At 65.3% G+C, this 11,036-nt stretch carries 11 protein-coding genes (1 of these 11 only partly in view); 3 read left to right on the top strand and 8 right to left on the bottom strand.

Features of this window, described 5'->3' with window-relative positions:
- Nucleotides 1–16: 16 nt before the first annotated feature.
- Nucleotides 17–1,960 (bottom strand): 1-deoxy-D-xylulose-5-phosphate synthase, encoded by a 1,944-nt coding sequence (gene dxs / locus HUW10_RS14025; protein WP_174504069.1) that lies wholly within the window; start codon nt 1,958–1,960, stop codon nt 17–19.
- 390 nt (nt 1,961–2,350) lie between these two features.
- Between dxs and ispH the strand changes: the two genes are divergently transcribed.
- Both ispH and hpnH read left to right on the top strand, forming a co-directional pair.
- Nucleotides 2,351–3,334: a 4-hydroxy-3-methylbut-2-enyl diphosphate reductase gene (gene ispH, locus HUW10_RS14030; protein WP_174504070.1), complete on the top strand. Its 984-nt coding sequence runs from the start codon at nt 2,351–2,353 to the stop codon at nt 3,332–3,334.
- A 39-nt stretch (nt 3,335–3,373) separates the two neighbouring features.
- Complete coding sequence (hpnH, locus tag HUW10_RS14035; protein ID WP_174504071.1) at nt 3,374–4,525, top strand: adenosyl-hopene transferase HpnH; 1,152 nt, start codon at nt 3,374–3,376, stop codon at nt 4,523–4,525.
- 27 nt (nt 4,526–4,552) lie between these two features.
- Here the strand turns inward: hpnH and HUW10_RS14040 are convergent, their stop codons facing one another.
- From HUW10_RS14040 to HUW10_RS14070, 7 genes are all read right to left on the bottom strand, one after another.
- Entirely contained in the window at nt 4,553–5,305 is a 753-nt protein-coding gene (locus tag HUW10_RS14040) for a response regulator transcription factor (protein ID WP_174504072.1), read from the bottom strand.
- A gap of 254 nt (nt 5,306–5,559) precedes the next feature.
- A complete protein-coding gene (locus HUW10_RS14045; RefSeq protein WP_236656401.1) occupies nt 5,560–6,003 on the bottom strand; it encodes a molybdenum cofactor biosynthesis protein MoaE in 444 nt (147 codons plus the stop codon).
- 11 nt (nt 6,004–6,014) lie between these two features.
- Nucleotides 6,015–6,329, bottom strand: coding sequence for a molybdopterin converting factor subunit 1 (moaD, locus tag HUW10_RS14050; protein WP_371808632.1), 315 nt, complete (start codon nt 6,327–6,329; stop codon nt 6,015–6,017).
- Between the two features lie 39 nt (nt 6,330–6,368).
- Nucleotides 6,369–6,971, bottom strand: coding sequence for a hypothetical protein (locus HUW10_RS14055; protein ID WP_236656402.1), 603 nt, complete (start codon nt 6,969–6,971; stop codon nt 6,369–6,371).
- Nucleotides 6,972–7,119: 148 nt separating this feature from the next.
- Nucleotides 7,120–7,659: a molybdopterin-guanine dinucleotide biosynthesis protein B gene (gene mobB, locus HUW10_RS14060; protein WP_174504073.1), complete on the bottom strand. Its 540-nt coding sequence runs from the start codon at nt 7,657–7,659 to the stop codon at nt 7,120–7,122.
- Between the two features lie 11 nt (nt 7,660–7,670).
- Nucleotides 7,671–8,255 carry a CDP-diacylglycerol--glycerol-3-phosphate 3-phosphatidyltransferase gene (gene pgsA, locus HUW10_RS14065; RefSeq protein WP_174504074.1) on the bottom strand — a complete coding sequence of 195 codons (585 nt, stop codon included), beginning with the start codon at nt 8,253–8,255 and terminating at the stop codon, nt 7,671–7,673.
- Nucleotides 8,256–8,304: 49 nt separating this feature from the next.
- Nucleotides 8,305–9,066 carry an MOSC domain-containing protein gene (locus tag HUW10_RS14070; protein WP_174504075.1) on the bottom strand — a complete coding sequence of 254 codons (762 nt, stop codon included), beginning with the start codon at nt 9,064–9,066 and terminating at the stop codon, nt 8,305–8,307.
- Nucleotides 9,067–9,183: 117 nt separating this feature from the next.
- Here HUW10_RS14070 and clpB point away from each other — a divergent pair, with 117 nt between their 5' ends.
- Nucleotides 9,184–11,036 carry the 5' portion of an ATP-dependent chaperone ClpB gene (gene clpB, locus HUW10_RS14075; RefSeq protein ID WP_174504076.1) on the top strand. Its footprint extends 730 nt past the window's final position, so 1,853 of the gene's 2,583 nt are visible here — the first part of the coding sequence; it begins with the start codon at nt 9,184–9,186; its stop codon lies beyond the right edge, outside the window.

The raw sequence follows: 11,036 nt of genomic DNA on the forward strand, positions 1-11,036 counted from the left end.
CCCTGAGATATAGTGTTCACCGTGCCGGAATTGCGACGGAACCTTGGGCATTTTTGGGCACGGCGCCGCGGCCGAGCGCGCCCAGCGCGTGCGCCACGATATCCTTCGCGGTCAGGCCCGCATCGATCAGCTGGGCCGCGGGTGTGTTATGGTCGATGAAGCGGTCCGGCAGCACCATCGGCCGGAAGCGCAGCCCGGAATCGAAAGCGCCCGACCAGGCGAGATGATGGGCGACCGCGGCCCCGAAGCCGCCGCTGGCGCCATCCTCGATCGTGATCAACACTTCGTGATGGCGGGCTAGCTGGTCGATCAGCGCGGTATCGAGCGGCTTCATGAAGCGGGCATCGGCGATTGTCGCCGTGAAGCCGTTCGCGGCAAGCTCGTCGGCCGCGCGCAGCGCATCGCCCAGTCGCGGGCCGAGCGCCAGCACGGCGACGCTGCTGCCCTCGCGAACGATCCGTCCCTTGCCGATCTCCCACGGCACGCCGCGTTCCGGCAGGGCGATTCCGGTTCCCTCGCCGCGCGGATAGCGGAAGGCGGAGGGACGGTCGTCGATCGCGGTGGCCGTGGCGACGCAGTGGACGAGTTCCGCCTCGTCCGACGGCGCCATGATCACCATGCCCGGCAGGCAGCCGAGATAGGCAAGGTCGTAGACGCCGGCATGGGTTGCGCCATCGGCGCCGACCAGCCCCGCCCGGTCCATGGCGAAGCGCACCGGCAACGACTGGATGGCGACATCATGCACCACCTGGTCATAGGCACGCTGGAGGAAGGTGGAATAGATCGCGCAGAACGGCGCCATGCCCTCGGTCGCCAGCCCGGCGGCGAAGGTCACGGCATGCTGCTCGGCAATGCCGACATCGAAACAGCGATCGGGAAACCGCTTGGCGAAGGCGTCGAGCCCGGTGCCGCTCGGCATGGCGGCATTCACCGCGACGACCGAGGGATTGCGTTCCGCTTCCGCGATCAGCGCCTGCGCGAATACCTTCGTATAAGACGGCGGACCCGGCGGCGCCTTGGCCTGCTCGCCGGTGACGACGTTGAACTTCGACACGCCATGATATTTGTCCGCCGAGGCCTCGGCCGGCGCATAGCCCTTGCCCTTTTGGGTGACGACGTGCAGCAGGATCGGCTCGTCGCCCTCGCTGTCGCGCAGGTTGCGCAGCACGGGCAGCAGGTGGTCGAGATTATGGCCGTCGATCGGGCCGACATAATAGAAGCCCAGCTCCTCGAACAGCGTTCCGCCGGTCAGGATGCCGCGGGCATATTCCTCGGCGCGTTTCGCGGTCCGCTCGATCGTGCGGGGGAAGTGCTTCGCCATCCGTGCGGCGAAATCGCGGATCGAGAGGAAGCTGCGCGAGGAGATCAGCCGCGACAGATAGGCGCTCATGGCGCCGACGGGCGGGGCAATCGACATGTCGTTGTCGTTGAGCACGACGATCATGCGGGACTTGCTCGCCCCGGCATTGTTCATCGCCTCATAGGCCATGCCGGCCGACATCGCGCCGTCGCCGATCACCGCGATCACGTTCCGCTTCGGGGTTTCGCCCTTGATGTCGCGCGCCACGGCCATGCCGAGCCCGGCGGAGATCGAGGTCGAGGAATGGGCGGCGCCGAACGGGTCGTATTCGCTTTCCGAGCGGCGAGTGAAGCCGGAGAGCCCGCCCGGCTGGCGCAGGGTGCGGATCCGGTCGCGCCGTCCGGTGAGGATCTTGTGCGGATAGGTCTGGTGGCCGACATCCCAGATCAGCCTGTCCCGCGGAGTTTCGAACACGGCATGGATCGCCACGGTCAGCTCGACGACGCCGAGCGACGCGCCGAGATGGCCGCCGGTGACGGAAACCGTGTCGATCGTCTCCGCGCGCAGTTCATCGGCGAGCTGGCGCAGCTGCTCGGCCGAGAGGTTGCGCATGTCGCTCGGAACCCGCACGCGATCGAGCAAGGGGGTCTGCGGCGGCATCAGGCGGTCTCTCCCAGGCGTTGTGCGGGAGTCTCGCTGGAGCGGTAAGCCATGATGCTGGTTCCTTATACTCTGCGTCGTTGCGACCCTTGCGTCCGGATCGTTCCGGCGAAGCGCCCTTTATACGGTGATCGCGGGAAGCGATAGACCCCTGATTGGCAGATGGGGGCGATGCGGCCGTCATGAAAAGTCTCATGAACGTGACCCGCGATCCGAGCGACAGATTGGCATCTTGCGATGCAAGCGCGCAACAGTGTCGGCGGACGGCGTGCCCTGTCCGCGCCATCCCTTGCGAAACCGCCGCAGAATACCCTAATTGGCGGGTGGATACGTGTGCCCGGGGCAGACGGTCCGTACTGCGACATTCAGAGTTCTGAAAGGCGACGGACGATGGATCTGTCTCTCACCACGACCGACCGTGCCGATCCTGCGGCCGCCACGCCCGCCATGAAGGTGGTGCTGGCGCAGCCCCGCGGGTTCTGCGCCGGCGTCGAGCGGGCGATCGAGATCGTCGAGCGTGCCCTCGTGAAGTTCGGCCCGCCGATCTATGTCCGCCACGAAATCGTTCACAACCGCCATGTCGTCGAAGATCTCCGCGCGCGAGGCGCGGTTTTCGTCGACGAGATCGCCGAAGTGCCGGACGGGGCGATCACCGTGTTCTCGGCGCATGGCGTCGCGCGCAAGGTGCAGAAGGATGCTGCCGACCGCTCCCTGCCGGTGATCGACGCGACCTGCCCGCTGGTCGCCAAGGTGCATTCCGAGGGGCGGCGCTATGCCGGGCAGGGGCGGGAAATCGTCCTGATCGGACATGCCGGCCATGCCGAGGTCGAGGGCACGATCGGCCAGATCGACGGCAAGGTCTATCTCGTGCAGACCGTCGAGGATGTCGCCTCGCTGGAGGTCGCCGATCCGGACAAGCTGTCCTACATCACCCAGACCACGCTTTCGGTCGATGACACGCGTGGCATCATCGCCGCTCTTGTGGAACGCTTTCCCGGCATTGTCGGCCCCGATGTGCGCGATATCTGCTACGCGACGCAGAATCGCCAGGAGGCCGTGCGCCATCTCGCCGAGCTCGTCGACGTCATTCTGGTGGTCGGCAGCCGCAATTCCTCGAATTCCAACCGGCTCCGGGAAATCGGCGCCGAACTCGGGCGTCCCTCCTACCTGATCGACGATGCGAGCCATCTCGATCCGTCGTGGTTCGAGGGGGCGCGCACGGTCGGCCTGACGGCCGGCGCCTCGGCCCCCGAGGTTCTCGTCAAGGGTGTGATCGACGGGCTGAGAAAGTTCGGCCCGATCGAGATCGACACGCTCGCCGGCACGCCGGAAGACGTAAGGTTCAAGCTTCCCGCCGAAGTAAGCGACGCCTGATCGGCGTCCCGGTCGGGTGATCATTAGCAGGAGTTACAGATGGGCGTGCCGCTGAAACAGGCGATCAAGGTCGGAGCCTATGTGCTGAAGCAGCACCTGACCGGGAACAAGCGTTATCCGCTCGTGCTGATGCTCGAGCCGCTGTTCCGTTGCAACCTCGCCTGCGCGGGATGCGGCAAGATCGATTATCCCGCGCCGATCCTCAATCAGCGGCTGTCGGTCGCTGATGCGCTTGAGGCGGTCGATGAATGCGGCGCGCCGGTTGTCGCGATTGCCGGCGGCGAGCCGCTGCTGCACCGCGAGATGCCCGAGATCGTCGAGAAGATTCTCGCACGGGACAAGTTCATCTATCTCTGCACCAACGCTCTTCTCCTTGAGAAGAAGATCGACCAGTACAAGCCGCATCCCAATTTCTGCTGGGATATCCATCTCGATGGCGACCGCGAGATGCACGATCACGCGGTGAGCCAGGAAGGCGTGTATGAGCGCGCTGTTGCGGCAATCAAACTCGCCAAGGCGAAGGGTTTCCGCGTTTCCATCAACTGCACGCTTTTCGATGGCGCCGATCCCGCTCGTGTGGCGTCATTCCTCGATACCGTGAACGAGATCGGGGTCGATGGTGTGATGACATCGCCCGGCTATGCCTATGAGCGCGCCCCGGATCAGGAACATTTCCTCAACCGGCAGCGCACCAAGGAACTGTTCCGGGCGATCTTCCGTTATGGCAAGGAGCGCAAGGCGCGCGGCGTTCACTGGAAATTCAACCAGTCTCCGCTTTTCCTCGACTTCCTGGCCGGCAACCAGACCTACAAGTGCACGCCCTGGGGCAACCCGACCCGTAACGTGTTCGGCTGGCAGCGGCCGTGCTACCTGCTTGGCGAAGGCTACGCCAAGACCTACAAGGAATTGATGGAAACCACCGACTGGGACAAGTACGGGGTCGGCAATTACGAAAAATGCGCCGACTGCATGGTGCATTCCGGCTTTGAGGCGACCTCGGTGGTCGATTCCGTCAAGCGGCCCTGGAAACTCGCCAAGCTGGCCATCCAGGGCATTCGCACCGAAGGCCCGATGGCGGCGGATATCCCGCTCGACAAGCAGCGCCCCGCGGAATTCGTGTTTTCACGTCACGTCGAAAGCAAGATGGCTGAAATTCATGGCCAGACGGAGCCTGCCGAACCCGCCGAATAAGGCGGGCAAGGCAGGTTTATCCCGGCTTCACCCCGCGATGCTCCGTTCCCGCGGGGAAAACGGCACGCGTGAGGTCATGGGGGTTTCGGTAATCCGCGCTTCGGCTTCCCGGCGATCGACGATCATGTAGCCACGACCCCAGTTGGTCTGGATCAGGTCGTCGGCACCGGCCGAGATCAGCTTCTTGCGGATCTTGCAGATGAACACATCGATGATCTTGGGGTTCGGTTCATCGAGCCCACCATAGAGGTGATCGAGGATCGCCTCCTTGCTCAGAACGCAGCCCTTGCGCAGCGCAAGGATCTCGACGATCTGATATTCCTTCTTGGTGAGGCTGATCTCATCCTGACCGACGAAGATTTTCTTCGCGTTCATGTTGATCTCGACATTGCCGACAGCGAGGGACGGGCTCTGGAAGCCTCTGCTGCGGCGAACCTGGTTTTGCACGCGGAGGAAGGTTTCCTCATGCGAGATCGCGTTGACGATCAGGTCATCGACACCTGCTTCGAGAATGCGCAACCTGGTTGCTTCGCTCAGAAGTTGTGAAACCGCGAGGATCGGGCAGCGCAGGCCGCTGAGATGCAACCGCCGGATGAGCTCGATTTCTGCCGGCCTCGTGTCGGTCACCCGCAGCACGACCGCGTCGTATTCATAGAATCGTGTGAGATCCAGAGCTTCTTCAAGATCGGACGTCTCGTCCACGACCACCAGCTTCGAGCGGAAGAAGGTCGTCAGGATGTCCCGATTGTCGACCGGATTTCCAAAAATGAGAAGTTTCATTGCAACCCCCAGTTAACTTGGAAATTCAATACAACCACAAGAGGAGGCCGTCAATAAAATAATTTTAAGGAACTGGCAATCGATTGAATAATAAACTCAGTGCCATGAAAATAGATTAAAAGTGACATTCTGGAAATTTTTCTGACACCGTATCGCACAAACCACAGGGTTTATGCGCCATCACACACGATTTTTGTGCGCTGAGCGAACAAATTGCTGTCAAGTGCAGCGTCAGCCCGGGTCGGGCGGTCAGACTACCAGCGGTTGCGTGACAGAATGTCGTCGTCGCGCGCATCGACCCATTGCGATGCGCCGTCGATGAAATCCTCGCGCTTCCAGAACGGCGCGTCGGTCTTCAGCCAGTCGATGAGAAAAGCGGTCGCTGCAATCGCGTCCGCCCGATGCGCGCTGGCTGCCGCGGCAAGGACGATCCGCGCGCCGGGCTCAAGCCGGCCGATCCGGTGAATGATCGTGCAATCGGTCAGTGTCCACCGCGCCATCGCCATCTCGGCAATCCCGGTCAGGGCAGCCTCGGTCATCCCCGGGTAATGTTCGAGGGTCAGTGCCGCGAGGGGGCGTCCGTCCACCTGGCCGCGCACCACGCCCACGAAACTGGCCACCGCACCGGCATCCGCCTGCAGGCGTTCAAGTTCGGCGGCAATGTCGAAATCCGCCAGCGAAACGAGGATGCGCGGCACGGGCTTCGGGCTCAGCCGCCGGTGAACGGGGGAAAGAAGGCAATCTCGGTCGCGCCGGCCAGCGGCGTTTCCGGCGGCACGAAGCGCTGGTCGACCGCCGCCTTGATCGCCTGCCGCGCGGCGAAGGCGCGGGCATGCGCGGGGCCGCGGCCGGCCAGATACTCGGCCAGCTCGCCGACGGTCGCCACCTCCGCGGGAAGGTCGATCTCTTCCTCGGCGAGGCCGATGCGCTCGCGGAGCCATGCGAAATACAGGATCTTCATCTCTCTTATATTGTAGTGCGCGTCGCTGGCGTCATCGGGTCTGGACAGTGACGACCTGGCCATTCGCCTGCACCAGCGTTGCCGTCCCGTTGCCATTGGAAATCAGGATGCCCCCCCCTTGCCGGCAATCGGCGCCACGGTCTGGTAGCGCCCGTTGCTTGGCGTGCTGACAATGCCGAGCGGCCCGCGCGGTCCCATCACCGTCTGCCCGACGGGCAGGCCGGCATCCGGCATGATCGGCTTTGCCGCGCGCGCGCGGGATTCCGGCACCGCCGGCGCGCGCGGCACCAGCGTCCCCGCCTCGCCCGACTGTGGCGAGGTGTGCAACGTCGCCGCCGCGCTGCCGACCAGATCCGTCGCCTCGCCGCCCTGGCGGTCCGAGGGCAGCCCCCGCGCCTTCGCCCCCGGCGGCACCGAGTAGGTCGCCTGCGGTGAGCCCGCCGATGGCGCGCTGTAAAGACCCCGATACGCCGCGCCAAGAGGCACGTTCATGTGTTTCTGAATCTCGCCCAGGGTGGGAATGGGCGCGGCCTTGCCGGGCCAGACATCGCCGGGTTCGGGGCGCAACGGCTGGACGGCGACATTATCGCCCCGCGCGCGCTGCATGTTGACCGCATCGCCGGCCGGCGCGTTCGGGTCGCCGAAGGGATTCAGCGTGCTGCTCAGATAATTGCCGACCCCGGCACAGCCGGAGAGGAGCAGCACAATCCCCCCGAGGCCACGGCCATCGCCGCGCGGCGCAGGCCGGTCGGGCCTGGCAAGGCCATACGGGGCGGGGCGGAACGGACAAATGACCGCATCTTTCTTCCTTGAAAATGTTCCGGATGGTTATGCGCCGGATTGGCGGTGAACCTCAAGCAATCGCATCCGCGTGCCAGCGGAGGATGAACTCCGCAACCGCCGCCGGGCGGTTGAGCGGCAGAACCGGCAAGCCGCCAGCCTCCAGCGGGTCGTCGCTGGCCACCGCCACAATATCCCTGAACTCAGGCCAGAGCGCGGGCTTGCCGAGTGCCGGGCGGTGAACCTCGATCTTGGCAACGCTGGCGGACTTGAAGCCCTCGGCGATGAAAAGATCGGCCGGCGCCATCCTGGCCAGCAGGGAGGGCAGGTCCGGCTCGTCGGTGCCGGCGTGATGATCGTGGAACAGCACAAAGCGTTCCGAGGTGGCGAGCATCGTCTCATGCGCGCCGGCCGCGCGATGGCGGAAACTGTCCTTGCCCTGCTGGTCGGGGTCGACCTTGTGATGGGCGTGTTTCAGCGTCGATACGCGCAGCCCTGCATCGATGAGCAGCGGCAGCACCGCGGCCAGCAGCGTCGTCTTGCCGCTGCCCGACCAGCCGACAAGGGCGAGAACCGGCGCGCCCTGTGGGCCGCGCAAGGGGAGGGGGGGCATGTCCGCGCCTATCAGCCGGTTGTGCCGGGCTGGGTGATATGCCGCAGGCCCGCATTCAGATAATCCCAGCCGGTGATCAGCGTCAGGCCCCCGGCGATCCAGAGCAGCGCGCCGCCGATGATGCCGGCCGGAAGCCACGAAATGCCGAGTTGCGCCGCCCCGGAATCGCCGAGCAGCAGAACCCCGAGGGCCACCATCTGCGTTGCCGTCTTCCATTTCGCCAGCCGTGTGACCGGCATGCCGACCTTGATCCCCGCCAGATATTCCCGCAGCCCCGAAACCAGGATCTCGCGCAGCATGATCACGATCGCCGGGTAGATCCCGTATGCGGTCAGCCGGTGGAACCCGACCAGCAGCATCAGCGTCGCGCCGACCAGCAGCTTGTCCGCGATCGGGTCCAGCATCCGCCCGAGATCGGAGAGTTGCCGGCGGCTGCGGGCCAGACGGCCATCGAGCCAGTCGGTGATTCCGGCGGCGACGAACAGCAGCGCGGCCAGCAGATCGGCGAGCGGCGAGCCGATCGCGACCAGCACGACGAGCAGCGGGATCGCTGCGATGCGCGAGAGGGTCAGCATATTCGGTAAGTCGGTCAGCATTTCGGGACGTTAAGCCGATTTTTCAGCCCGCGTCACCCGTCGCGCAGGCTCATGGCAGGAGAATGATCGGATCGCCGTGCGCGATCCGGCCGGGATGGACGATTTCGGCATAAATTCCGCAATCGACATGACCAAAATGCGTCATCAACTCCTTGACCGGATTGGCATCGCGCGCCCGGGTTTCGGGGTTGATCGTGGTGGCCGCGCAGCGGTCGATCCGGGCGGTCACGCGCAGCCGCGCCGCGCCGATCGCGAGCGTGCGGCCCACCCAGCCGAGTTCGGCCCAAGGTTCGGCTCCTTCGAAATAGATATTCGCGCGAAACCGCAGCCTGTGTCGCGGCGCACCCGTCGCCGCCTCCAGCGCCCGCAGGCTGGACAGGCCGATCAGGCTGATCACCTGGTTGCGATGATCCGAGAAGCTGTGGCCGGAGACGTGGTGGAACCGCGGCGTCCCGCGCATTTCCGCCGGCAGGGCGGCGGCGAGGAACGCGCCAAGCGCATCCCGTCCGGCCTCGGTCAGCGGCGAGGCGTCGATCGCGGCGCCATCCGGCGCGATGAGGGTGAGCATGCAAGTGGCGTCGTTGAACCGGCAGTCGATGCCGATGGCGTCGGGATTGCGGGCAAGGCAGAGGAACTCCGTCTTCGGGCGCCAGTCCGGCGCTGCCGGATCGAAACCGCAATCGCCCTGCGCCAGCGCGAAGGCGCGGTCCCAGGCGATCGCCCGCCCGGTTTCGAGATCGGCCCCGGCCAGCGCCTCGCCGGTCAGCCCCTTGACCGGATAGCGGAAGAGTTGGTCGACGAGCATGGTCATGGGTGCGGTTCCTCTTGAGCAGGATCAATGCAGCAACCATGTCCACCAGACAAGGTTGGATCATCGCCTCGTGAGGGATGATCCGGCCAGGTCGCCTGATGAAAGGGATCGAATACAATGGATTTTGAAAAATTCACCGAACGTGCCCGCGGCTTCGTGCAGGCCGCGCAAACCATCGCGGTCCGCGAATATCACCAGCAGATCACGCCCGAGCATCTGCTCAAGGCGTTTCTCGACGATGAGGAAGGGGCGGCGAGCGGGCTGATCCGCGCCGCCGGCGGCGATGCGGCGGCGGTGCGCCTTGCTGTCGATGCCGCGATCGGCAAGCTGCCGAAAGTGCAGGGTGCGGGTGCCGGGCAGCCGCAGATCACGCCGGATCTCGTGCGCGTGCTCGATGCGGCGCAGCAGATGGCGCAGAAGGCTGGCGACGAATATGTGGCGCAAGACCGGGTTCTGGTCGCGCTTGCCGCCAGCGGCACGCCGGCGGGGCGGGCGCTGAGCGGCGCCGGCGCCTCGGCGCAGGCGCTGGAAAAGGCGGTGGCCGATATCCGCAAGGGTCGCACCGTCACCAGCGCGAATGCCGAGCAGACTTTCGACGCGCTCAAGAAATACGCCCGTGACGTGACCGAGGCCGCGCGCGCCCAGAAACTCGATCCGGTGATCGGGCGGGACGAGGAAATCCGCCGCGCAATTCAGGTTCTGGCACGGCGGACCAAGAACAACCCGGTGCTGATCGGCGAGCCCGGCGTGGGCAAGACCGCGATCGTCGAAGGGCTGGCACTGCGCATCGTCAATGGCGACGTGCCCGAGGCGCTGAAGGGCAAGCGGCTGCTCGCGCTCGATCTCGGCGCCATGGTCGCGGGCGCGAAATATCGCGGCGAGTTCGAGGAGCGGCTGAAAGCCGTGCTGAAGGAGATCGAAGGCTCGAACGGCGAGATCATCCTGTTCATCGACGAGATGCACACGCTGGTCGGTGCCGGTCGCGCGGATGGCGCGATGGACGCCTCGAACCTGATCAAGCCCGAGCTTGCCCGCGGCGCGCTGCACTGCGTCGGCGCGACGACGCTCGACGAATATCGGAAATACATCGAGAAGGACGCGGCGCTGGCCCGGCGGTTCCAGCCGGTCTTCGTCGATGAGCCGAGCGTCGAGGACACGATCTCGATCCTGCGCGGGATCAAGGAGAAATACGAGCTGCATCATGGCGTGCGGATTTCGGATTCTGCGCTGGTCGCGGCGGCGACCTTGTCGAACCGCTACATCACCGACCGCTTCCTGCCGGACAAGGCGATCGACCTTGTCGACGAGGCCGCCTCGCGGCTGCGGATGCAGGTGGATTCCAAGCCCGAGGCGCTCGATGAGCTCGACCGGCGGCTGATGCAGCTCAAGATCGAGCGGGAAGCGCTGCGCAAGGAACAGGATCCCGCGTCCCGCGAGCGGCTGGACCGGCTCGAGGGCGAGATCGCCGAGCTCGAGGAGAAATCCGACGCGATGACGGCGTCGTGGAAGGCCGAGAAGGACCGGCTGAACGCCACCCAAAAGCTGAAGGAACAGCTCGACCAGGCGCGCGGCGAGGCGGAAATGGCGCAGCGCTCCGGCAACCTGACCCGGGCGTCTGAGCTGATGTATGGCGTGATCCCCGATATCGAGCGCAAGCTCGCCGCGGAGCCGGCCGAGGGCGCCATGGTCAACGAGGCGGTGACGGAGGCGCAGATCGCCCAGGTCGTCGCCCGCTGGACCGGCATCCCGGTCGACCGGATGCTGGAAGGCGAGCGCGCCAAGCTGATCCGCATGGAAGATGAGCTGCGCCAGCGCGTGGTGGGGCAGGAAGCCGCATTACGGGCGGTTTCGGATGCCGTGCGACGCGCGCGGGCCGGATTGCAGGATCCGAACCGGCCGATCGGCTCCTTTCTGTTCCTCGGCCCGACCGGCGTCGGCAAGACCGAAACTTGCAAGGCGCTGGCCGAATT

The organism is Acidiphilium sp. C61 (assembly GCF_905116885.1).
Lineage (GTDB): Bacteria > Pseudomonadota > Alphaproteobacteria > Acetobacterales > Acetobacteraceae > Acidiphilium.